At 45.4% G+C, this 25223-nt stretch carries 28 protein-coding genes; all 28 read left to right on the top strand.

What is annotated here, in order from left to right; translation table 11 throughout:
- The first annotated feature begins 1 nt into the window (after position 1).
- Entirely contained in the window at positions 2-982 is a 981-nt protein-coding gene (locus MCJ35_RS19935) for an ATP-binding protein (RefSeq protein ID WP_025485683.1), read from the top strand.
- Positions 983-1102: 120 nt separating this feature from the next.
- Positions 1103-2272 carry a ribose-phosphate pyrophosphokinase gene (locus MCJ35_RS19930; protein ID WP_008719563.1) on the top strand — a complete coding sequence of 390 codons (1170 nt, stop codon included), beginning with the start codon at positions 1103-1105 and terminating at the stop codon, positions 2270-2272.
- A gap of 213 nt (positions 2273-2485) precedes the next feature.
- On the top strand, positions 2486-3538 hold the full coding sequence (locus MCJ35_RS19925; protein ID WP_025485685.1) for an acyltransferase family protein: 1053 nt from the start codon (positions 2486-2488) through the stop codon (positions 3536-3538).
- A gap of 317 nt (positions 3539-3855) precedes the next feature.
- On the top strand, positions 3856-5025 hold the full coding sequence (recA, locus tag MCJ35_RS19920; RefSeq protein ID WP_025485686.1) for a recombinase RecA: 1170 nt from the start codon (positions 3856-3858) through the stop codon (positions 5023-5025).
- On the top strand, positions 5022-5648 hold the full coding sequence (locus MCJ35_RS19915; protein WP_025485687.1) for a regulatory protein RecX: 627 nt from the start codon (positions 5022-5024) through the stop codon (positions 5646-5648). The genes recA and MCJ35_RS19915 overlap by 4 nt, the downstream gene beginning before the upstream one ends.
- A 125-nt stretch (positions 5649-5773) precedes the next feature.
- Entirely contained in the window at positions 5774-7327 is a 1554-nt protein-coding gene (rny, locus tag MCJ35_RS19910) for a ribonuclease Y (protein WP_025485688.1), read from the top strand.
- A gap of 363 nt (positions 7328-7690) precedes the next feature.
- Positions 7691-8401: a LytR/AlgR family response regulator transcription factor gene (locus tag MCJ35_RS19905; RefSeq protein ID WP_025485690.1), complete on the top strand. Its 711-nt coding sequence runs from the start codon at positions 7691-7693 to the stop codon at positions 8399-8401.
- An 800-nt stretch (positions 8402-9201) separates the two neighbouring features.
- Positions 9202-9861, top strand: a complete 660-nt coding sequence (locus MCJ35_RS19895) for a response regulator transcription factor (protein ID WP_025485691.1) — start codon at positions 9202-9204, stop codon at positions 9859-9861.
- Positions 9858-11282 (top strand): HAMP domain-containing sensor histidine kinase, encoded by a 1425-nt coding sequence (locus tag MCJ35_RS19890; protein WP_120055368.1) that lies wholly within the window; start codon positions 9858-9860, stop codon positions 11280-11282. The genes MCJ35_RS19895 and MCJ35_RS19890 overlap by 4 nt, the downstream gene beginning before the upstream one ends.
- A gap of 67 nt (positions 11283-11349) precedes the next feature.
- Entirely contained in the window at positions 11350-12102 is a 753-nt protein-coding gene (locus MCJ35_RS19885; protein WP_025485692.1) for a hypothetical protein, read from the top strand.
- A gap of 88 nt (positions 12103-12190) precedes the next feature.
- Positions 12191-12475 (top strand): hypothetical protein, encoded by a 285-nt coding sequence (locus MCJ35_RS19880; RefSeq protein WP_025485693.1) that lies wholly within the window; start codon positions 12191-12193, stop codon positions 12473-12475.
- A gap of 127 nt (positions 12476-12602) precedes the next feature.
- Complete coding sequence (locus MCJ35_RS19875; protein ID WP_025485694.1) at positions 12603-12875, top strand: hypothetical protein; 273 nt, start codon at positions 12603-12605, stop codon at positions 12873-12875.
- A 363-nt stretch (positions 12876-13238) separates the two neighbouring features.
- Positions 13239-14276: an SMI1/KNR4 family protein gene (locus tag MCJ35_RS19870; protein WP_025485696.1), complete on the top strand. Its 1038-nt coding sequence runs from the start codon at positions 13239-13241 to the stop codon at positions 14274-14276.
- A gap of 80 nt (positions 14277-14356) precedes the next feature.
- Positions 14357-14899: a hypothetical protein gene (locus MCJ35_RS19865; RefSeq protein WP_025485697.1), complete on the top strand. Its 543-nt coding sequence runs from the start codon at positions 14357-14359 to the stop codon at positions 14897-14899.
- Positions 14900-15012: 113 nt separating this feature from the next.
- Positions 15013-15537: a hypothetical protein gene (locus MCJ35_RS19860; protein WP_025485698.1), complete on the top strand. Its 525-nt coding sequence runs from the start codon at positions 15013-15015 to the stop codon at positions 15535-15537.
- Between the two features lie 15 nt (positions 15538-15552).
- Entirely contained in the window at positions 15553-15885 is a 333-nt protein-coding gene (locus tag MCJ35_RS19855; protein ID WP_025485699.1) for a PH domain-containing protein, read from the top strand.
- A gap of 37 nt (positions 15886-15922) precedes the next feature.
- Positions 15923-16474 carry a YcxB family protein gene (locus MCJ35_RS19850; protein ID WP_240299627.1) on the top strand — a complete coding sequence of 184 codons (552 nt, stop codon included), beginning with the start codon at positions 15923-15925 and terminating at the stop codon, positions 16472-16474.
- Positions 16475-16640: 166 nt separating this feature from the next.
- A complete protein-coding gene (locus MCJ35_RS19845; protein ID WP_081739201.1) occupies positions 16641-16814 on the top strand; it encodes a helix-turn-helix domain-containing protein in 174 nt (57 codons plus the stop codon).
- Positions 16815-16818: 4 nt separating this feature from the next.
- Entirely contained in the window at positions 16819-18093 is a 1275-nt protein-coding gene (locus tag MCJ35_RS19840) for an MFS transporter (protein ID WP_034577590.1), read from the top strand.
- Between the two features lie 49 nt (positions 18094-18142).
- On the top strand, positions 18143-18526 hold the full coding sequence (locus MCJ35_RS19835; RefSeq protein WP_025485701.1) for an ACT domain-containing protein: 384 nt from the start codon (positions 18143-18145) through the stop codon (positions 18524-18526).
- A 67-nt stretch (positions 18527-18593) separates the two neighbouring features.
- On the top strand, positions 18594-19205 hold the full coding sequence (locus tag MCJ35_RS19830; protein ID WP_240299626.1) for a DUF6709 family protein: 612 nt from the start codon (positions 18594-18596) through the stop codon (positions 19203-19205).
- Positions 19206-19250: 45 nt separating this feature from the next.
- On the top strand, positions 19251-19739 hold the full coding sequence (locus MCJ35_RS19825; protein ID WP_025485703.1) for a cysteine hydrolase family protein: 489 nt from the start codon (positions 19251-19253) through the stop codon (positions 19737-19739).
- Between the two features lie 139 nt (positions 19740-19878).
- Positions 19879-20289 carry an MmcQ/YjbR family DNA-binding protein gene (locus MCJ35_RS19820; RefSeq protein WP_025485705.1) on the top strand — a complete coding sequence of 137 codons (411 nt, stop codon included), beginning with the start codon at positions 19879-19881 and terminating at the stop codon, positions 20287-20289.
- 305 nt (positions 20290-20594) lie between these two features.
- Positions 20595-22286, top strand: a complete 1692-nt coding sequence (locus MCJ35_RS19815) for an ATP-binding protein (RefSeq protein WP_120055386.1) — start codon at positions 20595-20597, stop codon at positions 22284-22286.
- Positions 22287-22564: 278 nt separating this feature from the next.
- A complete protein-coding gene (locus MCJ35_RS19810; RefSeq protein WP_025485710.1) occupies positions 22565-22780 on the top strand; it encodes a hypothetical protein in 216 nt (71 codons plus the stop codon).
- 119 nt (positions 22781-22899) lie between these two features.
- Entirely contained in the window at positions 22900-23181 is a 282-nt protein-coding gene (locus MCJ35_RS19805) for a hypothetical protein (protein WP_025485711.1), read from the top strand.
- Positions 23182-23241: 60 nt separating this feature from the next.
- On the top strand, positions 23242-23760 hold the full coding sequence (locus MCJ35_RS19800) for a DUF6070 family protein (RefSeq protein WP_025485712.1): 519 nt from the start codon (positions 23242-23244) through the stop codon (positions 23758-23760).
- A 196-nt stretch (positions 23761-23956) separates the two neighbouring features.
- Positions 23957-25138 (top strand): DUF6070 family protein, encoded by a 1182-nt coding sequence (locus MCJ35_RS19795; RefSeq protein ID WP_488473302.1) that lies wholly within the window; start codon positions 23957-23959, stop codon positions 25136-25138.
- Positions 25139-25223 lie beyond the last annotated feature (85 nt).

Here is a 25223-nt window from a genome sequence, read left to right as displayed (position 1 = left end):
AATGGCACTAAGCAATTCCCAGTATGACGCAATCATGAGGGCGTACGGAAGACAGCAGATTGAGAACCATCACCAGCTGGAGGAACGGCGCCAGGAGATTTACAGGAGGCTTCCTGTGGTAAAGGAACTGGAAGCCGAGATAGCCGGCCGTTCGGTGGCCTGCGCCAGGAAGCTTCTGGAAGGGGATTCAGGCGCCCTTGATAAGCTGAAGGAGGACCTGCAGGACCTGAGGGAGCAGAAGGCGCTGATCATCCGGGCTGCCGGATATCCGGACAATTACCTGGAGCTGTGGTATAACTGCCCGGACTGCCAGGATACCGGCCTGGTTGACGGCAGGAAGTGCCACTGTTTCCTGAAGGCGCAGATGAAGCTGCTCCATGACCAGTCCAATCTGGAGGATATCCTGGAACAGGAGAATTTTTCAGCCCTTTCCTTCCAATACTACGACAATAAGGAGATACTGCCCCAGATTGGCATGACCAATGCGGATTATATGCGGCGTGTGGTCAGGGAGTGCAGGGAATTCGTGAAGCAGTTTGACAAGAAGCATGAGAACCTGTTATTCACAGGCAGTACCGGGGTTGGAAAGACATTCTTAACCAACTGCATTGCCAAGGAACTGATGAACACCTACCACTCGGTCATCTATCTCACGGCCAGCGACCTGTTTGAGATATTTTCCAGGAATAAGTTTGATTATGAGAACGCGGAGGAGATGCGGGATATGTACCGGTTCATCCTGGACTGCGACCTGCTGATCATTGATGACCTGGGGACCGAACTGAATAACAGCTTTACCTCGTCCCAGCTGTTCTACTGTATTAATGAGAGGATGAACATGAAGCGCTCCACCATTATCTCCACCAACCTTTCGCCGGCCCGGCTGCGGGATTCCTATACGGACCGCGTCACGTCCAGGATCATGAGCGGATACCGGATGATTCCATTATATGGGGGAGACATCAGACTGTTAAAAAAATAACTGTAAAACATGGCAATTCCTGAGGGATATGCCCTTGACGAACCATGGAGAATGATGGTATAAAAGTATATGCTGGTTACGGCAAAGAAGCCGCCAGCCTAAAACAGGAGGATTAAAACCATGTTATATGAGGAAAAAATCATTGAGACAATTCCAGTTGGCCCCCTGGGTCTTATACCCCTTAAAAGCTGCACGGAATTAGGAGACAAGGTCAATGCCTATCTGGTAGACTGGAGACGTGAGCGTGAGAGCGAGCACAAATCCACCATTGCATTTTCCGGATATCAGAGGGATTCCTATATTTTAAATGCCATCACACCAAGGTTTGGCTCCGGCGAGGGAAAGGGACTGATACTTGAGTCTGTAAGGGGCGATGACCTGTATATCATGGTTGACGTATGTAATTACAGCCTTACCTATTCCCTGTTCGGCATGACCAACCATATGTCGCCGGATGACCATTTCCAGGATTTAAAGCGTGTGATTGCGGCAGCCGCGGGAAAGGCCCACCGGATTAACGTAATCATGCCTTTCTTATATGAAAGCAGACAGCATAAGCGCTCCGGCAGGGAGTCCCTGGACTGTGCGCTGGCCCTTAAGGAGCTGGTGAACATGGGCGTGGAGAACATCATCACGTTTGATGCCCATGACCCAAGGGTACAGAACGCCATTCCCTTAAGAGGGTTTGAGACGGTCCAGCCCATCTACCAGTTCTTAAAGTACCTGCTGAAGAACGAGACAGACCTTCAGATTGACAGTGACCACATGATGGTCATCAGCCCGGACGAAGGCGGCACAGGGCGCGCCGTGTATTTTGCCAACATGCTGGGACTTGATATGGGCATGTTCTACAAGCGCCGTGACTACACCCAGATCATCAATGGACGCAACCCCATTGTGGCCCATGAGTTCCTGGGAGCCAGCGTGGAGGGCAAGGATGTGCTGATTATCGATGACATGATATCTTCAGGCGACAGCGTGCTGGATGTGGCAAAGGAACTGAAGCGCAGGAAGGCCAGGAAGGTATTTGTATGCTCCACCTTCGGCCTGTTCACAGGCGGGCTTAACAAGTTTGACGAGTATTATGACAAGGGCATTATCGACAGGATCCTGACAACCAACCTGGTTTATCAGACACCGTCCCTGCTTGAGAGGCCTTACTATATTGATGTTGACATGAGCAAGTACATTGCCCTCATCATTGACAATTTAAATCACGATGCATCTTTAAGTGAATTGCTGACACCTACCAAGCGGATTAATAAACTGCTGGCGCAGTACCGCAGCTGATGGCAGGGCTGTCCGGACATCCATCCCCGACCCGGGCTTACGGGAAGGCGGGGGTATGTCCGGACATCCCCTGGGCGCGGTATGAAGCGCCATACAATCCGTGTCCGTATAGAAAGACCGTTTCCCTGAATGAGGACAGTAGAGTTCCGGGAAGCGGCCTTTTGGCTTTTGTACATGTTACCTTTGGTTTTGCTGCAGGAGAGGATATGTCATATGGAAGAAAAGCAGTTTCACAACCAGGTTTACTGGATTACATTCCTGTTCAGCCTTCTGGTTGTATGGGTACATTCTTTTAATGCGGAGTTATACCTGGGAGCCACTCAGGCAGCGGCCGGGGTGGAAAGGCTGGAGTGGATCCTGGGAGAAGGGCTGGGGCAGATATCTGTCCCGGGCTTCTTCATGGTGTCCTCCTATCTGTTTTACCGCAGGTTTGACTGGTCCAGACTGGTCCCCAAATGGAAGTCGCGTATCCGGAGCATCCTGGTACCCTATCTGATCTGGAATTTCCTATATTATGCGGGATACGTAACCGTTACCCGGATTCCTGCCATATCCGGCCTCATAGGAAAGCCTCCGGTGCCCGTCACCATTGGGCAGCTCATGGACGCCCTTATGAATTACGCCTATAATCCCGTATTCTGGTACTTATATCAGTTAATCCTCCTCATTGCCCTGGCTCCTGTCATCTATCCTGTGATGAAACGCACCCTGTCCGGGGCAGCGGCCCTTGTGATGATTGCTTTTGCGCTGTGGCATGGCTGGGATTTCCCTCATCTTAACATGGACGCCCTGTTCTACACCTGCGCGGCCGCTTATATAAGCCTTCACAGGCAGGGATGGGGACGGTTTGCCGAGTCCGTGCCTCCCGGGGGAAGGAGGCGTCTTCTGTACTACGGCGCTGCCGTCCTGCTGCTGGCCCTGATCCTTTTCTTAAGCCGTCCCATGGCGTTCCTTTACGCCAGGCCCCTGTCCGCCGTACTGCAGCGTATTTGGGGAGTATGCGCTGTCTGGCTCCTGCTGTCCGGCATCCGCCTGCCTGTGGCCGGGGAATGGATGAAGCATAACTTTTTCCTATACGCCATCCACTTTGCCTGGGTCAGGCTCTTTAACAAGGCCGGGGCCATCCTCCTTCCTTCCGTTCCTGCATCAGCCCTGGCCATGTTCCTGCTTATGCCGCTGTTCATGGTAATCATAAGTAATCTTTTAAGGAAATGCCTTCAGTCCACTGTTCCCGGGATTTACCGTGTCCTGTCCGGCAACCGCTAGGGTGTGTTTGAAAAATGCTTTCCGTCAGATGTGTGTCTGTAGCTTTCCGTCATCTGCACGCCCCACTTGCATTTTAACCCATTCTATGCTATCCTTAACCTGTTCCGCAGACTTTCTTCTGCGATGGCTTTTGTCTGCGCCAGATGCGCGGTCAGTGGGTGTATGCACAGGCACCTGTGGAGGGCGGTTCGCCCGGTATTCACAAGTAAAGTAAGGGATGGAAAAGGGGGGACCGGGAAAATTAGTGGTTGACATTTGAGCTGAATTATACTATGATTGTAACTATTAGAGAACGTTTGTTCGAATCGGAGGATATCATGGCCAGAGAAGAGAAGAGTAATGTAATTAACAGGGATATGAATAAAGATGAGAAGTTAAAGGCCCTGGATGCGGCCCTTACACAGATAGAGAAGGCTTACGGCAAAGGGTCCGTGATGAAGCTGGGGGATTCCAGGGCCAACATGAATATCGAGACTGTTCCCACAGGCTCCATCAGCCTTGACATTGCGTTGGGCCTGGGCGGCGTGCCCAAGGGCAGGATCATAGAAGTCTACGGACCGGAGTCATCCGGTAAGACCACGGTTGCCCTGCACATGGTTGCCGAGGTACAGAAGAGGGGCGGGATTGCAGGCTTCATCGATGCAGAGCATGCCCTGGATCCCGTGTATGCCAAGAACATCGGCGTGGATATTGACAACCTGTACATATCACAGCCGGATAACGGGGAGCAGGCCCTGGAGATTACCGAGACCATGGTGCGTTCAGGCGCGGTTGACATTGTTATCGTGGACTCCGTGGCCGCCCTGGTTCCGAAGGCAGAGATTGACGGCGAGATGGGGGATTCCCATGTGGGACTCCAGGCCAGGCTGATGTCACAGGCCCTGCGTAAACTGACTGCTGTCATCAGCAAGTCCAACTGTATCGTCATCTTCATCAACCAGCTGCGTGAGAAGGTGGGCGTCATGTTCGGCAACCCCGAGACAACCACTGGCGGACGCGCCCTTAAGTTCTATGCTTCCGTGCGCCTGGACGTGCGCAGGATTGAGACCTTGAAGCAGGGCGGCGAAGTGATTGGTAACCGTGTCCGGGTCAAGGTTGTTAAGAATAAGATTGCACCTCCGTTTAAAGAAGCTGAATTCGACATCATGTTCGGCAAGGGCATTTCCAAGGTTGGCGATATCCTGGACTTGGCTGTAAAGGAGAACATCATAGAGAAGAGCGGCGCCTGGTTTGCCTATAATGGTTCCAAGATTGGCCAGGGCCGTGAGAATTCCAAGCAGTATCTTTCCGATAACCCTGAGATGTGTGCAGAGGTGGAGGCAAAGGTAAGGGTCAGGTACGAACTGCCGGGCGCTGAAGAAGCCGCGGCAGAGGCTGAGGAAGCCAAGGCAAAGGAATTAAAGAAGGGAACCAGGCTGGAAGCACCCAAGGCGCCTGGAACCAAGACCGAAGGGGCTGACACACCGGATGCCCCAGGACTGTCATGATGGTCACATCCATCATCCCTGTAGATAAGAGAAAAAGCAAAGTCTTCCTTGAGGAAGGCTTTGCCTTTGTTTTATACAGGGGTGAGGTGGAACGGTTTGGGATTGAAGAGGGAAAGGAACTGGAAGCGGATGTTTACCAGCGCATATTGAATGAAGTACTGTTAGGGCGGGCCAAGGAGCGCGCCCTATACCTGCTTAAGTCCTCGGGCAAGACAGAGACCTGGATGAAGAAGAAACTGCAGGAAGCCGGATATCCTGAGGAGGCGGTGAGTTATGCCATGAATTTCCTCAAGGAGTACCGGTTTATTGACGACAGGGCCTATGCGGAAAGCTATGTCCGTTCCTATGGAAACAGGAAGAGCCGCAGGCAGCTGGTCTATGAACTTTCCCAAAAGGGGGTGTCACAGGAGGAGATAAGCGAGGCATTTTCCGGGCACCAGGTAGATGATGTGGAAAATGCCAGGCAGCTTCTGCGCAAACGCCTGAAGGGAAAAACTGGGATTTCCTATGAGGAAAAGGGCCGATTATCCGCATTTCTGGGAAGAAAAGGATATTCTTACGATGTAATCAACCGTGTCATGCGGGAAATCAGCACAGAAGACAGGGAAGAATGGCCGGAATGAACTTTTGTCTATATTGACTGTATTGCAGCGAAAATAAGGGGAAGATACTTGACATAATTCTGAAAAAAGTATAAAATTAATACGTTGTAGTTAGTACAATGAAAATTTAATAAGGAGGTGCTCCTGTGTCAGAGATAATGGTCCCTATAGTGATTATCGCTGTGATAATTGTGGCTATTATTATTACTTGGTTTGCAGCACGTAACTACGAGCGTAAGCAGTACGACAGCAAGGTAGGAAGTGCAGAAGAGAAATCAAGGGAAATAATAGATGAGGCATTAAAAACCGCTGAGACAAAGAAGCGAGAAGCTCTCCTGGAAGCCAAGGAAGAATCTTTAAAGACGAAGAATGAATTAGAGAAGGAAACCAAGGAAAGAAGAGCAGAACTTCAACGTTATGAAAAACGTGTATTGAGCAAGGAAGAGAACGTTGAGAAAAAGGCAGATGCCCTGGAAAAGAAGGAGGCTGACCTGGTCAGAAGGGAGAACGTCCTCAGTAAGCGTACAGCTGAAGTGGAAGCCCAGTATGAGCAGGGGATACAGGAACTGGAACGGATATCCGGTCTAACCTCCGAACAAGCAAAAGAATATCTTTTAAAATCTGTTGAAGAAGATGTAAAACATGACACAGCTAAATTAATTAAGGAACTTGAAAACAAGGCAAGAGAAGAAGCTGACAAGAAGGCAAGGGATTTGGTTGTAACAGCCATCCAGCGCTGTGCAGCAGACCATGTTGCCGAGACAACGGTTTCCGTTGTACAGCTTCCAAATGACGAGATGAAGGGCCGCATCATCGGGCGTGAGGGACGTAACATACGAACCCTGGAAACCCTTACCGGTGTGGAACTGATTATCGACGATACCCCGGAAGCAGTAGTTTTATCCGGATTTGATCCAATACGTAGAGAAGTTGCAAGAATTGCATTGGAGCGTTTGATTGTGGATGGACGTATTCATCCGGCCAGAATTGAGGAAATGGTAGAGAAGGCACAGAAGGAAGTGGAGAACAACATGAGGGAAGAGGGCGAAGCAGCCTGTCTCGAGGTTGGAATCCATGGAATTCATCCGGAACTGGTTAAGTTACTTGGTAAGATGAAGTTCAGGACAAGCTATGGACAGAATGCGCTGAAGCATTCCATTGAAGTGTCCCAGCTGTCAGGGCTTCTGGCGTCAGAACTTGGTGTGGATGTACGTTTAGCAAAACGTGCCGGTTTATTACATGACATTGGTAAATCCGTTGACCATGATATGGAAGGCACTCACGTACAGCTTGGTACAGACCTCTGTAAGAAGTATAAGGAATCTGCCACCGTGCTGAACGCAGTGGAGTCCCATCATGGCGATGTTGAACCCACCAACCTTATCTCCTGCATTGTCCAGGCAGCTGATACCATATCTGCTGCAAGGCCTGGTGCAAGGCGCGAGACGTTGGAGACATATACAAACAGATTAAAACAATTAGAAGATATCACCAACTCCTTCAAGGGAGTGGACAAGTCTTTTGCTATTCAGGCAGGCCGTGAGGTTCGTATCATGGTTGTTCCGGAACAGATCAGCGATGATGATATGGTATTGCTGGCAAGGGATGTTTCGAAGCGCATTGAGGACGAGCTTGAGTATCCGGGACAGATTAAAGTAAATGTAATCCGCGAGTCAAGGGTTACGGATTACGCGAAGTAATGGATTACGTAACGTAATCATAAGAAGTGAAAAGATAAATGCCCTGAATCCGTATGAATGAAGTATTCATACGGATTCAGGGTGTTTTTTATTGGTCTGAAATAATAGCCGGATGGACTGCAAAAAGCAGAAATAAATGTTGATTTGTACATGATATATGCCATGGCATGAAATGGTCCCTGCAATAACGGTTACAGTTGCTGCCATGAAGCGGAGGAGATTTTATGTCTTTTTGCGTGATTGGATTTTTTCATTTCATTACATATCCATCCCCCATTCGTGACTTATGCTTTACATAGGATTCCCTTTTATGATAAAACTATAAAGTGGTAAATACTCAGTTTCTTATCAGGAGGTATGGTCATGCTGTCCATTGGTATTTGTGATGATGATATCCATATGCTTACCTATTTAGAAAAATTATGCCAGAAGCTTCTGCCTGATTGTAAAGTCGCAATGTATCATACCGGCAGTGAGCTTTTAAGGAGCCGGGCAGATTTTGACATTATTCTAATGGATATTAAGATGGAGGGGGTGGATGGGCTGGAGACAGTCCGCCAGCTGCGTGACAATACTTATGCCGGTTTTTCACGTAGTCCTTCCGTAATTTTTATTACCGCTTATGATGAGTATGTATTTGAGGCACTTGATTTATTTGCTTTTCAGTATCTTTTAAAGCCCTTAGACGAAAATAAATTTGAAAGGGTACTCCTGGCGGCTGTTTCGGAGTGCTCCCGGCAGACAGAAGAAGCCCTGACCTTCCATACGAAATCCTGTCATTTCCGGATTATTCCAAGTCGGATTTTATATATAGAAAGCAACTTAAGAAAAGTAATGATTCATACCGAAAAAGAAGCTGTGGAAATATATGCAACAATGGCTGAGCTGGAGCAGCGTCTTGACAGCAGATTTTACCGATGCCATCGTGGATATCTGGTAAATTTTGAAAAAATAGAGAAATATGACAGGAAAAGTATCATGTTGTCGGATGGTACGAATCTTATTTTAGCTAAAAACAGATATACAGAATTCGTGGACGCATATCTACATTTTCTAAAGAGGAATTACAAGTAGGGGATAAAAACAAATGCTTGGAAGCGGTATGGAATAAGGCCTGGAATCCGAGCGTTTAAGGAAAAGGAGGGGATGTATGGTATGGCGGTATGCGGCATGCTTTTTGTTTTACAATCCCCTCTTTAGCCATGTCTTTCTTTATGGAGTAATATTGTTTTTTTCTGTTTCTGGGTATCTATATCCCATTCCGTATACCGTTGGCTGCGTTTACCACGCACAATATAATTCTGTAAATGACAGGCATAGTTGTAATGAATAGGATATGGAAATGCAATGGAAAGAACCACATTTTTTTCTTCTAAGCAGTATAATTATACTGTAAAAATTTAGTAGGTAGTCTGAAAGTCCTATTAGCCATCTGAAAAAATTCCCGAATGGTTTTTATTTGTGTACTTTAACAATTTGTTACGGATGGTAAATTATTTGATATTCTAAGAACAGAGGTAATCTGAAATGAAGATATGTCCTGGATGCTACTCTGGGAAAAACAGAATGACGCCACTGTTGGATTGCCGGAATTGTTTAGTAAACCATACACAGTATATCTGCGGCACTTGTGGATGATGTATTTGTATTGAGTACGATGCTGAGGGCTTACTACAACGATGGAATTATCCTTATAGTTCCCCTGATATTGCGAAACTCTATCTGAGAGCCGCGGAAGTTACCGTGAAACGGCCATGTGCTATCTATGAACTGAAGAACAGCCACGACAGGGCCTGTATGTGTATCTGATGATTGAGTTACGGTGTGTGCGAAACGGTATGCATTTAAAATTTTACTGTGAGGTGAGATACGCTATGGGATTTCTGATTGTAGAAGATGAAGGGATGATTGCAGATATCATATCAGCAGGGCTTACCAGAGCGGGGTATCAGTGTGAATGTGTTTATGACGGAGCTGAGGCTGCCGGGCTTTTGGAGACGAGGCGGTATGATTTAATTCTCCTCGATATCATGCTGCCGGGGGCAGATGGCTATGAACTGATGGAATATATCAAAAACTACCAAATTCCTGTGATTTTCATTACGGCAAGGACCAGACTGGAAGACAAGGTGAGGGGACTTAAGCTGGGGGCAGATGATTATATCACCAAACCGTTTGAACTGGCAGAGCTGGCGGCCCGGGTGGAAGCTGTCCTAAGGCGGTATGGTAAAAGCCGGGATAAGATTGCTGTTGCAGGAATAGAGGTTGACATGGAGGCAAAAACGGCCCAAAAAGACGGCCGCCCGGTGGAACTCACCGCTAAGGAGTATGATTTGCTTTTGTTGTTTCTCCGGAATCGGAATATCGCCCTTTACAGGGAGCGCATATATGAAGAAGTGTGGGGCGGTGAGTTCGACTCGGACAGCCGGACAGTGGATATCCATGTGCAGCGTCTGAAACGGAAGATGGGGCTGGAGCATTCGATTGTATCTGTCCGGAATGTGGGCTACAGGCTGGAGGTCTCAGAGACGTGAAATTATGGCAGAGATTCTGTCTGTGGCCGCTTACCTTCTTCCTTGTGATATTTCTTGGGACCGGTATTCTGCTGATGGAACAGAATACACGGCAGGTATTTGGGCTGAACCTAAATCAGCTCTCAGAAGAACGAAAAAGTATCACGGAGGGCCTGAAATGGTATATTTATACCAGCAGCGTCCGTGATTCGAGACGGGGGCTGGGAAGGACAAATGGATATATCCGGGAATATATGGAGAACCGGTCCAGAATCCGGGGTGTGTATTATCTGATTACAGAGGCCGGAGAAAATACGCAGGAGGTATACTCCAATCTTGATTTGGAGCTTCCGGTTATGCCGATGGAAGAAATGACCTACACTCCACAGTATAAAATCCTGCAATATGGAGAGAAGCAGTTTCTGCGTCTTTCCAGTCTGTTTACGTTACCGTATCAGACATATGGCGCCACCTGTTTCATGGAAATTACAGACTTTGTGCAGAATCGCGGCCGGCAGTACCGGTACTTTCTTGGTCTCTTTTTTGTAACAGCTGCCGTGTTGGCTGTGGGGATGTATGGGATATCAAGACATTTGACAAAATCTGTGCGTCTTCTAACCGATTCAATCAGAAAAACCGGCAACGGTAATTATACGGAACTTGTTGAGGTACGGGGAAACGATGAAATCAGTGAATTGGCGGCGCGTTATAATGAGATGGCACGGGCCGTCAAAGAAAAAATATCCGCATTAGAAAAGACAACAGAGGAACAGCGGCGTTTCATTGATAATTTCTCACATGAGCTGCGCACACCCTTGACAGCGGTGGTAGGATATGCTGATTTGCTGCGCTCTGCGGATCTCGATCAGGACACGTCGCAGGAACTGGGGGAGCGTATTTTTAAGCAGGGAAAAAGGATTGAAAAACTGTCTGAACTGATGCTTCAGCTTGTTTTTTTAGAACATCACAGCTTTGAGCTGGTTCCCTGTGATTTAAGGGAGGTGGTGATGGAGGCGGAAACCATTCTGCAGCCATCAGTTCAAAAGGCACAGATGAAACTGATTGTACTGGTTCCGGAGGAACCGGTCATGATACGGGCAGAGAGAGACCTGCTGTTAAACCTTCTCGGGAATCTGACGGATAATGCAAGGAAAGCGTCAAAAGAGGGAGATACCATACGGATTTCCATAGGGAGAGAGGCAGGGGAGGCGATTGTAGAGATTGAGGATGAGGGGGAAGGAATCCAGGAGGAAGAACAGAAGAAAGTGTTTGAGACCTTTTACATGGTAGATAAGGTCAGGGGCAGAAGAAACCAAGGGGTAGGGCTGGGACTTTCCATCTGTTCGGATATCGTAAAGCTTCATCATGCCAGACTGGAACTTGTAAGCAAAGTGAAGGTGGGAACGAAATTTACAATCATTTTTCCGATGTTACAATCATGATACAATTTCCGGTTAAGATGAGTCCATACCAGTTACCTGGTAAATATATTAAAACGAGGAGATTGTAATGGGAAACAGAAAAAACATGAAAAAAGTGACAGGAATCTTATGTGCGGGAGTGCTTATGCTCAGCCTGTCAGGTTGTGGGAGCGCATATGCAAATGAAGCGGGAAGACAGTCCGAGGTAACTACTGCCGGCGGGGATATGCTGAAAACTTTGGTAAATGCCAAGGAGACCGGAAAACCTCAACCGGATGCTGCGTTTGTTGAACAGGCAAAAGCTGCCCTTGAGAATTATTTTGGGGTCCATATGACGGATATAACCGGATATTCTGTCAGTGTACAGTATATGGACGCAATGCCGGAATACGAGGCAGAGCAGCAGACTGCCGTTACATTCCTTCCGGAGGAGCTTAACTTCGGCGAAATCACGGCAGACACTGTGATTGATATGGAACATATCGACACAAAACCGATGTATGATGTATCCTTCAATGCGGAGGGAGAGGTAAAAGGAATCCATTTAAGTTATGTGGATTGGGTAAAAAGTGAAATGCCGGTTACTGCACAGTCCGCAGAAGAGACCGCAAAACAATTCGTGGTATCCCATCAGCTGGCAGCGGAAGACAGCTTAAAGGTTCTCGGCAGCGCAGCAGCTTCATCCGATACCATAACAGTGGTAATCCGGCATAAAGAAGGACGCGCCCTTCTGATTGGAGTGGATTCACTGGCAGGAAAAGTGAGATATTTTGAAGATATGACTGAAAAGAGCGCAGTAAAGTCAATCACGCCGTTTGAAGAGGGCAAAGGGTTGGGCTGATTGGGGTTATGATACAAAAGCGGCACCTTATCCGGCAAGGAAGCAGGTGCCGTCTTTGATTGTGATATTCTGATGACATTTTCATGCTATGATAAGGGAAAAGCTACTTCTTTCCCATCTTAACAGGAGGTTTATCCATATCACGGTATCGGATGCCGCCTGGGCTGCCCGGCTATTGGAAAGCGAATATCAGGCAAAGGATTTTAAGGTAAAGGACGACCACAATATATTACTCTTTGACACTTCCCTGTCTGTTGCCGGTATTAATCAAACGCTTGTGCAAAACGGTCTGGGAGTGTCAGAACTTCACCTTTGTGAAGATACATTAGAGAATTACTTTAAGAGGGTGACCGGAGGGGAAGGAATTGCTTAGGCTGGTAGAAATCTGCGGCATAGTTGTAATGAATGGGCTATGAAAATGGAATGAAAAGAACAACGCTATTTTCTGTCAGGCAGTATAATTATATTGATAAATTTTGTAAATTTCAGGGGGGATTATCATGAAGTTCTATCAGCCATCTGGGAAAGTTTCCGGATGGTTTTATTTGTACTTATTGGTCTGTGTGGTGGGAATTGTCCCACTGTTTGCTTACGGTTATACGCTGGCTGCGGAATATATTATTCGCCCAATCTTATGGAAGCTATGGCAGCCTTTGGGCGAGGGGCCTTCAATTATTCTCACTGCTCCTATTCCTGATAGCAGGATTTATAGCTGCGGCGGGGATACCATTTTGCGAGAAGTCAAAAAATGGATGCGTGAAATCAGCCTTTAATTCACACTACCGGAAAATACAACCACATTGCTTCAAAAATTAATTGCAAATGAAGATTCCGTCATTGACGAGTTGAAGGTAGTTCCGTTTTCCTACGATAGCCAGAGTGGCAGACGGTTTACATATGCAGGGAATGGTGAACATCGGGTTCTTTTAGTCAATAGAATGGAAAAACGGGGCTTTTCCAAGGAAAAACTCCGGTCTGTTATACAGGGCGTAATGTCTATGGCGCTGCTTGTTCTCATGTATACTCAGTTGGATGGACGATTTGGCGGGAAAGTACCTATGCCGGTATTTTACTTTTACGGCGGAAGCGTTTTTTTACCAGATTAAAAATGGTGTGTTGGAATAGTGGGGGAATTTATGGATTTATTAGAGAAAAAGATAGAAAAGCTGGAACTGACGACAGACAGTGTCGCTGCGTGCAACACAATCCTTTATCTTGCGAAAAAAATCAATGAAGAAAATAGAGACAGGATTATGGCGGCGCTTATGCGGTATGGTGACAACGGTTTGGTTGAGTTTCATCGTGGGTTTGCAGTGGGGAAGGTCGTTGAGTTGATGGATAAGCCGGATTCCGCTTACAGTGACTTTTTCATGTCCTGTATCCAGTCAGGGGACAGCAATAAGGCATACTGGGGAATCGAAGGATACGTGAAAGCAGTCGGTAAAGCCGCCTGTAATGCGCTGATCCCATTTGTATTCCTTCATGACTTCCCGGTAGCATGTAAAGCAAACATTATCATGCAGTTGTCGAAGGTAACCAATAACACATTCGAACAGGGAAAACCTATAGACCCGGGATTTTGGAAAGAAAGTAACATTGATTATGGAGCTATCCGGCAATGGGCTGAACAGGGATTCCCCTGCGGGAAGGGTTTCACAGAGCCAGTCCGCCATATTTGTCTGGATTCCCCGGAAACAGCTGCAGAAAAGGTTTATTCAAAAATTGATAAAAAGCTAAAGCAGAAACGGGAGAAAAAACAAAATCTGGCTAATCCAACGAATTGGCTGGTTCAGGCGGAGCCGACCGATATGGAACAGATTGATCAGAGATGGCACTTACCGGCGGACTACAGGGATTTTCTGCTCAAAGCTTCGCCTGTTATAGCAGATTTAAAGATGAAGGGATATGGTTCCATTACCCTATATGGAGCCCATAATCTCATCAAATGTCAGGACGGTTACCGTTATAATCCGACTGAAAAAAAGAACTTTGATTCTTGGAATAAAGATTATCTTGTGATTGCGGACAGGAATGCTGATCCGTTTTGCATTGATCTTTCCATGGAAGAATCGCCTGTCTATTTTGGGCTTCATGGCATGGGCCAGTGGGAGTTTTCAGAAGCATTTGGTAATTTCATGGATTTTTTGAAGCATATCATGGCAGTGGGAAAATGATTATGAGGCAGAGGTATCTGATACCATGTCTGAGAAGTTTATAAAGTATAAATATATCACAGCAGCAGGAGGAAATGAAAATGGCAGGAACAGGAGTTATAGGTATTTTAATTACATTTGTGGGAGGCCCTATCCTTATTGCCGTGCTGGCAACGATACTGATTGTGCGCTATAAAAGAAAGGTGGAGAGAACTTCCGACCCGTTTCCCCAGGTAATTCAGGATGCGGCAGTGGCGGCGGTTCCGGAGACGGAGGATTTTGAGAAGGTTGTGGCTGCGGGTATTAAAGATGCGGTTATGACGATGAAGGGTTATGAGCGTATCCAAAGCGGTTATGATTCGCTTCCCAACTACATCATCTGCTATCGCGGTGATGAAATGTATATTATGGCAGCTAAATATTCCTCACGGAAAAGAATTGATGTGGACAAGGATGTAATTCTGCATTTTACAAAAGACCAGGTTCAGAGAATTAAATTAGGACTGGGGAAAGTAGATATCATTTTTAAAGATAAACAGTTTTTTGTCGCAGGTGTTGGCCCACAGGTGATTGCTCCGCAGACCGAACAGTATGAGGCATTTATGAAATATATTAAAAATCTGGCAGCGGAGGTGAATCACTGAATATTGTAAAAAATGTTATCTATATTATCGGTGTTTTTATTGGCTCCATCTGCCTGTCGGTCAGCTTTGACCGGCCAGATGATGGTTAAATATGATATTGAGGAGAAAAAATCATGTATCTAATTTTATTTTTAAGTGTTCCGTTAGTAATAGCGCTTGTTTTGATTAAGGCAACGGAGAAGAAAACAAAGAGAAAATACGAAGAGTTCCTTCAGGCAGTGCGGGAAGGTTCCGAGGCGGCGGTTCCGGAAACCGCTGGATTTGAGATCGTGATGGCCCAGGGGGCGAAAGATGCGATTTCCACGGTGAAAGGGTATGACCGAATCCAGACCGGTTACGCCTCTCTGCCCAGCTTTATCGTCCGTTACAGGGAAGATGAGATGTATATCATGGCAGTGCCTTGTCCTTCTAAGGCAGAGATGGAGGTGGACCGGGAATTTATCTTACATATTACAACGGATGTCTTAAAGGAAGTGAAGCTCGGAGCCATGGGGAAAGTCTCCTTTTATTTTAAAGACAGTAACCGATTTTTTTCAATGACGGTGACAGAGTATGCAATTCCACTCATGATGCAGCCGGAGGACAACAAAAAGTTTAAGGCTTATATAAAAGATTTTGCGGAAAGAATAAATGGTTAGTGAGGAGGAACATCCATGAAGAATTATGAATTACTCCCTGGTGAGGAGAGCGTAAAGGAAGCAGGAGGAGACTGCTGGGAGACTCCCGGCTCGTTGAGAAATCAGGTTCCGGGAAAGTATATGTTTACCAACCGGCGCATTATTTTTGTTGGGAATGGTGTGATTGAAAAATTGCGTGTACGGTTTGAAATCCCGTATTCAGAAATCCAATCGGTGACGCCCTATCGGGTTGTGTTTTTCAGCACAGGTATCCTCATACGAATGAAAAATGGGGATAGTTACCGCCTCTCGCTGAGAAAGAGAGATCAATATATTGCCATGATTCGGAACTATATGGATATGGTATAATACAGAGATGCAGATGAAACGGAAGGGATGGTCTGTGATGGAACTATTTAAAACAACAGGTATTCTTGATGAAACGGTATTGAAGGAGGTAGCGAAAAAGGGGATTCCCAAATCAGGAAAAAGGGCAGCTATCCTTTATTTTGTGTTATGCATCGTATTCAGTGCTGCAAGATATCCAGCGCTTGCGGTTGTTTTCTTTTCCACTGGTTTGTTTCTTGTTATATGGCAGATTGTCGTATATAAAAGAATAACCGTAAAAAAAAATCTGAGTAATATGCAGGAATTTAACGGGGTTACGGGATATCAGTACACCACCTGGTTTGATGACGAGGGGATTGTAGTATGGAATCTCACCAACCATGCGGAAGGAAAGTTCCGGTATGCTTTCATAAGCCGGATTTTTGAAACAGAACATATCCTGGCCTTACAGGTGAAGAGCAGGCAGTTTGTCCCAATCTTTAAAAGCGGGCTGGGACCGGAAGAGATTGATAGGCTGACCGCATTTTTAAAAACAAAGAACAAAAAAATTAAAATTGACCGATTGAAGAAACGAAACAATAAAGGGACACGGAAAAGTAAAAAAGGGTGATTTAAGTTTTGATAGAAATGGCGGAAATCTGTTTGAACAGGGAAAGACTTTAAACAATTTTTTGAAATCGGAGGATACCAGTATTCTTATGCTATAACAGAGTTTATAATATCTGTGTATGGGTATGAAACATTGATGGAACTGGTAAAACGGCCGAATAAATCAGATGAAATATTACAAATATGCTGAAATTTGGGAAGACAAGTTTGTAAAAGATGAAAGCAATATCATGAGCCATATAGGGCGCCTGCGGAAGAAACTGGGGCAGGAGGCGGGAGCCTATATTGAGACGGTATGGGGGATTGGGTATCGGTTTGGAAACGAGAGAGTAAAGGAATGATCCAATGAATCACGGTTTAAAAACATATATTGTATTTTGGCTCAGTCAGTCATTGTCCCAGCTTGGCAGTGCTATGACGGGTTTTACATTGATTTTGTGGGCATATGAGCAAAACGGATCGGCAATGACGGTTTCGCTTATGTCATTTTTCAACTATGTTCCATATATTATTGCCAGCATATTCGCCGGCACTTTTGTAGACAGCCATAGCAAGAAGAAAATCATGCTGGCATCGGACAGTATAGCGGCACTTTGCTCGACTGCTGTCTTTTCACTTAGTATGAGTGGTGGTCTTCAGATATGGAATATTTACCTGGTGAATTTTATTACCGGATTTATGAATGCTTTTCAGGGTCCGGCATCAGCTGTTGCAATCGGCAGAATTGTGCCAAAGGACAGGATTAAGCAGGTAAGTGGAATGAATGCATTTTCCGGTAGTCTGGTGACCGTTCTAGCCCCTGTGCTGGCTGCTTCACTGTATGCATTTGGTGGGTTGCCGCTCGTGATTATCATTGATTTAGCGAGCTTTGTTTTTGCTTTTGCAGTGCTGGCATTTGTAATAAAAATACCAGAAGAAAAAGAGAAGAAAAAGGGAAGAACTTCTATGCTTTCAGGAACCAGGGAAGGGCTTGTCTATTTGCGCAGCAATCAGGGGATTTTAATGATTATACTTACCATGGCACTTTTAAACTTTTTTTCCAGATTAACTTATGAAAACATCCTGTCTCCTATGATATTAGCCAGAAGCGGAAACAATCATGAGATACTTGGTGTTGTCAATGCGGCAATGGGTGTCGGTGGCATTGTGGGAGGTCTTGTTGTTTCATCGGGCAAAGTAAAAGGAAACAGTGTAAGAATGATATATGTTTCCGCCATGCTTTCATTTTTGTTGGGGGATGTCATGATGGGGTTAGGCAGGACTGCAATTGTCTGGTCTATTGCAGCTGTAGCGGCAAGTCTGCCGATTGCGTTTATCAATGCAGGACAGATGGATCTGCTGTATCGCCATGTACCGGGTGAGATTCAGGGAAGGGTTTTTGCGGTTAGAAATGCACTTCAGTTTGGTACCATTCCGGTGGGGATTCTGATGGGAGGATTCCTGGCCGACTATGTGTTAGAACCGTTGATGAGGACGGATTTGGCGCCGGTAAAAGTCTTACAGCAATTGGCAGGAACAGGAGCAGGCAGCGGCATGGCAGTCATGTTTTTATGTACGGGAGTGACAGGGGCATTATTCAGCCTGATCTCATATCAGAATAAGGAAATCCGCAAATTATAATTATGATGTGTAACGGGCTGTTAAAAATTAAAGGAAGAAAACATTCATGATGGAAATAAAAAGAATAGAATATAATTTTTCGGTATGCAAAGTTGCAGATTATTCACTTGTAAAATTAGATTCAGAGTATAGTTTTATCGGCAAGACGGATGAAGAAAGGTCATTGGTATGTATGACAGAAGATGTGCCGCTCAATGTAACGGAAAGAGATGATGGCTGGAGGGCGTTTCGTATCCAGGGCGTTTTGGACTTTTCGCTGATTGGGATACTTTCTGAGATTTCAGGGATTTTAGCAGAAAATAAGATCGGAATTTTTGCAATTTCAACTTTTAATACCGACTATGTGCTGACGAAAAAAGAAAATTACCAGAGGGCATTAGACGTTCTTGATCGTGCCGGATATAAAATTGTGGGAGACAAATCAAATGTATGATAATTGGAGGAAAAACAATAAAAAATTGATAATGGTGATGGTTTTAATTTCAGCCTTCGGAGCCGCATTGTTTATCATTTTTTTCTTTGACCTATATCACATTGCCGATGAATTGGCGAAAGGCAGCAGCATAACGCCTGCAGCCATGAAACGGTACGGGGAAATCTTCAGCGCCGCTATATTAATCCTTACAATTACCGCGCTGCTTAGAAAAATCAAGGAGGACCCTGAAAAAGTATTTGTGAAAAGCCTGAGAAGATATGTCAGCACCACACAGAATCCGGAGGTTACGCTTGCAAGCCTTAAGAAAACATGGGAAAGCGGTGAGCAGCTGCGCGACTGGTGCCGTATGGATGAAGAATATATCATCGCATGTATAAACGGCCCCTGTTACGCGAATGTGATACCTGTTCAGGAAGTGGTTTGGGCGTACAAATCAGTAACACGGGTAAATGCTGTCATCAAAACAGATACAAGCCTGATGGTGCGCTATGCAAACCATAAAGGAGGAAGCATCTCCATAACCGAAAAGGCAGTAGATTATATTTTGCAGCAGTTTATGGAAAAACATCGTGATATTGTTGTGGGACACAATCAGGAAGTGGAAAAACTCTACCTGAAAAAGGATATGCCGGGACTCAGAGAATATGCCCGCCGGCAGCGTACAGGCATTCTTTAGATTTTAGTTCAGAAGACAAAAAAGTAAAATTTGAGGAGTAAGATTATGAAAAACAAAGCATTAGTAGTTATCGACATTCAAAATGACATTACAAAGAATTACAAGGAAATTATTGAAAATATCAACAAAGCCGTTGATTGGGCAGCAGCCAGTGATATTCCTGTCGTTTACATTAAGCATAACAATTTATCTGCCGGTACAAGAACCTTTAAGCCCGATACACATGGAGCTGAACTGGTTCCTGATCTGAAAATTGTATCTGAAAATATTTTCCTGAAAACCAAGGGTAATGCGTTGACAAGCGAAGGTTTTGCAGCTTTTGTAAGTGAAAATGAAATCGGTGAGTTTTATATTGCCGGTGCGGATGCCATCGCCTGTGTAAAATCCACTTGCTACAATATGACGAAAGGAGGTTATATCGTTCACGTGCTGTCTGACTGCATCACCAGTTACGATAAAAGAAAAATCAATGAGATGCTTCAATACTATGAGAGCAAAGGGTGTATTGTCGAGAAACTGAGCGAAGTCATGTGATTTGTGCTGGGATATAGCAGGAGCAAATGATTAGCGGTTTATCAGGAAGCGATACGGCATTACAACCAAAATTGGAATTAGAGATAAGGTTTAGGCGGTTAGCAGAATCGTCAGGCTTATCCTGGAAAGGGAATATATTATGGCGGAGATAATAAGCAGCGTAACACCGTGGTCTGACATCAGCATGAAAAGTTACCAATGGTTGGATGAATGCTTACAAAAGCAGCCTTCAACGGAAAAGGAATTTCAACCTGCATGGCAGGCATACAGGTATCTGATATGTGGTAAGATGTACGCATATATCGGCATTGATGACAGAAACGGGCGTCCTATTATTACCTTGAAACTGGAACCTGCTTTCAGTGATATGCTGCGCAGCAAGTACGAGGACATCGTGCCAGGTTACTACATGAACAAGCTGCATTGGAGCACTGTATATCTGGATGGTGATGTGCCGCAGGATGTACTTGCAGATATTGTGTATGCTTCTTATAAATTAGTACGTTCATCATTAAGTAAAAAGGTACAGCAGGGAATATTGAAAAAATAAAGACACTTATTTCACGAAATAGAGTTTGACGGCAGCCTCGATAAGGCAGCAGTGGTTTTCTTCGGGGGAGAATGATTGGAGTTGTGGCTAATTTAGAGAGGGCTACCCAGAAGAAAGCCTGATTCGGGAATTTGGGGCGATAAGCAAACTATATTTGTCTATTTGAACAAATTGGATTCTATGCCAGAATTGACGTGGCCTGGCGTACCTCTGCTGCTTCCGCACTAATTTGTCAGTAACACAGCTTCCAGTTTGTTGGAAAGTTAAGCAGAACTATTTTTTGAGCGATGGAAAGGAAATGTAAAATGGATAAATTTTTCATTCAAACTGTTTCTGATTCAGAGGAGTCCGGTACGTCAGGCAGCTCGGGGATTTACAGCATCCAATTGGTGCCGGACCCGGAATCTGAGAATGGCTGGCGGGTTGAAGAGAATCCTTCCGTTTCCCTGGTACCAGTGGAAGAGGTTTATACGGAGGAACAGCTTCAAGCTATGGAGGGTGTTGAGTATGCTTCCCTTTCTGAACGGATATCGTTCCTTTTTGCGGCTGTGGCAGGCATTTGCCTGGTCTGCATGCTGGCCCGTTTTTTGAAGCCACGGCTGCGTGTCCCCCGTTGGATTAGTAACAGTCTATTGGCAGGAATTTCCTGTCTCGTTTTTTACTGCCGTTGGAAGATCTTTTTACCGGACTCCCTATCCCCGTTGCTTCCGGTGCTGGACCTGGTCTTTCTGATCGGGGTAATCACTCTTTTTTACCGGGGCAGGTTCAGCAAGCGGATTTACCTGGCAATTACTTTTTTGGCGCTGTATGAGTTGTGCTCCGTTCTGCACCTGTATGGGGAACGGTTCCTTGTGCGGCTGTGTGATTATTTCCGCGTTTCGACTTCGCCCTCGCTCTTTCCGGTCTATTCCTGGGTCGAGAATCACGAAGGTGCCTGGAGGACGACTATAACGGTTGGGGTTGATTGGGCCGGATGCCTGATGCTTCTGATCTCCTGCATCGTACTCATTCTGGCAGTCAGAAAGCTGACCCGCTGTGCGCCTTTAGAGGATGACGGAATCCCCAGGAATGAACTGTTTTTCCTGCTGTCACCCGCATTCACTGGAATCGTATTTTTCACCTTCACCAACGTGGCAAAATCGCTGCTTAGCAATCCCGCTTTTGTAAAATGGACGGCACGCGGTAATCCGTTTTTTGACCTGTCACTGTATTTTTTGATTTCTTTTGTGGCTGCTGCCACCATCCTATGTATTTTGTACGCCTATCATATCTATCAAAAGCTCATTGCTTATATGCAGGATAAGCAGCGGGCGGCGCTTATGGCAAGTCAGGTGGACCAGATGCAGGACCATATCCGGGAGATTGAACAGCTCTACACCGGTGTGCGCTCCATGCGGCATGATATGCAGAATTACCTGTTCGACATCAAGAGCCTGCTGGCCGCGCAGGGTGTCAACGTGGAAGAGAATGGAGAACTGTCCGGGTATTTCGCAGGGATTGGGACGGCACTGGATGCACTGAACTTTTCCTTTCATACGGGCAACCCTGTGACCGATGTTGTGCTGAATGGAAAATATCAGCAGGCCAGGGGGATGGGAATCCGTTTTGACAGCGGATTCCGGTTCCCCTCTGACTATGGGATTGATGTGTTCGACTTAAGCATCATCCTGAACAACGCCCTGAATAATGCACTGGAAGCCTGCGAAGCACTGTGTGGGCAGGACACGGATGCCGGGCGGTTCATAAGCGTCACTTCCTACTGCAGAAATAACATGTTCCTGATTGAAGTCGAAAACAGCTTTGACGGCGTGGTGTTAAGCGCGGGACATGGATTGCTTAAGAGCAAAAAACAGGATGCCCACCGGCATGGACTGGGCTTTCAGAACATCGTGCGGTGCGCGGAGAAATATCTGGGCAGCGCGGATTACACCTGCCGCGACAGGACGTTTACATTGACTGTCATGCTGCAGAAAAGCTGCGAACCGGCGGAGATTTAAAATTGAGCGCATGATTGTTGTACCAAAAAACAGGAAATTTTAAATGCATTTACACCTATTGTATTGATGAAGGGAAACTTAGAGGCATATTATGAAAAAAAGAAAACCATTTTTTATTATATAAATAGTAGAAAGGGGTGAACTTGGTTAATAGAATTAGGTTGATAAGCACGGAATACATCAAAACTATATATTTTATGATTATGCGAGAAATGAAGCTAAAACGGGTTACTGTACCTATTGCGGCAAAGAAGTTCCGATTAGGAAGCCGAAGCATCATGGAGAAATCACCTGTAAATGCTGCAGAAACAAAATCCAGTTTAAATCAAAGGGGCGAGCAGGGCATTTTTTCACGAAGAAGGAATGGATGTATCTGGTACAAAAATGTGGAGAGGGATTGTAATTCGGCAATACTCTGCAATGCGTACTTATTCAGCAGGGGATTATCAAACTCCGGAATTATCCTGCCGGGAAGAACGCAGATATGTTTATAAAGTGGATTTGGAAGAAACTCCATATTACTATGGGAGATACCGATTCAAGGAATTTAGATGGATAAAAGGAGAAAAACCAGACACCGGTTTGGGCTGCCGGAGTTTTAAGAAAACCCGGGTTGTTACAGTTAACCAGGAAGGTAGATAAAATCAATCCAAAGGAATATCTTGAAGCGTTAAGTGCGAAACCATATCTGGAGCAAATTGCAAAATCAAATCTTGGTCAGGTTGCCTGGAGCATTATCAATGAGCACAGATTACTTACATTAAGTAATGGAGGCGATGAATTTCCAAACACACCCTGGTATGAGGAATATGCGATTCAAAATAGTTTTCCGGCTGAAGATTGGATTGCATCCCTGCCGGACAGCTACGGTTTTTGTAGTATAGCATATCAATGAAAGGATTTGCAATGAACCAATTTATATGTTATTCTTTTTAGCAGTTTGGCTGATCATGGTGTGGAATTGACAGCAGACATAGAAGTTTCCTGGTCAGGCGGATTCACAAAATATGATTTGAAAGCAGGGAATGGGAATATAGAAATCACACAGACATCTTATCAATATGATGGTGTACAACTGAAAAACATGGGTACGGAAAGTTACAATGTGGATTCATGGGATTACACGGAAGAAGGATATCTTATGTTTTCGGGAACCTGGTTTTCAGAGGTCTTATATGCATATATGGTGAGCGATGCAGAGGAATATAAGGCGTTCAGGGTGCAGCCCCTGGATGAAAAATACAGGGAATTGAACCGGCAGTATGTACTCACGATTGGTTATGAAAATAATAATATGTTTATTGTGGACTGGAGCGAAGATGACTATGGGGAATTAGTGGTCCGCCCTTTGGAAGATGGAGGGGTTCAGTATGTGTCCAACAAAATCATATCAGCTGAGGACAACGCGGAAGAAACATGGCATACCCCACGCCTGTCCATGGAAGAATGGAAAAAGATGTATGGAGACGGATAATGGAACATGCGGACGGAACAATTACTCCTATCACAGACGGCGCACGGCTTGTCTGATGCCATGGGGCAAAAAATCCTGGGTTGCCGCCAAGTAAGGTTGAAAGGATGATGGTATGTTAAGAAAAAAAGTATATGCTCTGGTCATGGTGCTGATAATAAGCGTTTTAATATGTGCTTGCCAAAAAGAGAATGGGACAATGGAACAATTATCCGTAGAGGAGATGGCTTCAGAGGAAGGTGCGGCAAGTGAAGACAAGGAAGGGAAAGAACGGTTACAAAAGGGATATGACCTTCCGGTGGAAGAGGGGGATTGGAAAGAGGCTGAGGCTGATTGTAAAATGATGATGGGACTTATTCTTGATATCTATAGACAGGCAGATAAAGGAGAGGCGTCTAATATTGTCCTAAATGATGAGACCTTGCTTGCTATGCAGGAAAAAGTGAGTGAAACAGGATTCCCTGTTATGACCACAATCATCTATGGCAACATGGAGAACCATGAAAAAGCAGACCATTTCCTGAAGCAATGCATGGAGGGGAAAAACGGTACACAGACAATATATGAAATCCGCTCAGATGGCGGGATCAGAAGAATAAAATACAGATATGACGGAACGGATATGTATGAATTATCGGCCAATGCCGTATGGGGGATGGACGGTACTTCAGAGATATCATATGTGGCTTATACCAGGATAAAGGAGTGGAGTTACTCTGACAAAGGATGGTTCTGCTACCAATTATGTGTGCCGGAGTATCCGGAAGTTACGGAAACGGTGGATGGAAGCCGCCTGCTTAGAATAAAGCCAATGACAGAGGAATTGCGTGAAATGTCCTGGAAATGCGTAAAAGGTCTGGCTTATCAAGGGAATAACCTGTTATGTTCCAACTGGGATGAAGAACATATGGAGGAGCTGGATTATAATGGATTGTATGAATATCTGTATGGAATGAAATACCAGGAACGGTTTGAACCAGAGGGGGATTCGGACGGGATTCCGAAGGAAAGGTTTGAGGAACTGATTATGGAGTATCTTCCAATAACAGCAGAGCAGATACAGAAATATGCTGTGTTCAATGAAGAAAATAAAACATATGCCTGGGAACGGCTTGGCTGTTTAAATCATGCGCCGAATTTCTTTGGAACCTCTTTACCGGAGGTAATTGATATCAAAGAAAATGATGATGGCACGCTTATTTTAACGGTTGATGCAGTTTGTGAGATGATGGTTTGCAATGATGCAGTCATAACCCACGAGCTTGTGGTGCGATTCGCAGAGGATGGCAGTTTTCGATATTTAGGGAATAAGATTTTAGATAATGGCATTGAGAACATACCGGAATATCAATACCGTATCAATGGACAGCAGGGAACTTGAAGGCCCTGCGAAAAGCCGGGCCTTCAACAGGCTCCACATTTGTTGAAGGCCTCCAGAACAGGTCATTGGTAACCGTAAATACGCT

It is taken from the genome of Enterocloster sp. OA13, from assembly GCF_022440595.1.
Lineage (GTDB): Bacteria > Bacillota > Clostridia > Lachnospirales > Lachnospiraceae > Enterocloster > Enterocloster hominis.
The sequence above is the reverse complement of the archived record's forward strand: the minus strand, read 5'-3'. Positions and strand labels throughout refer to the sequence as shown.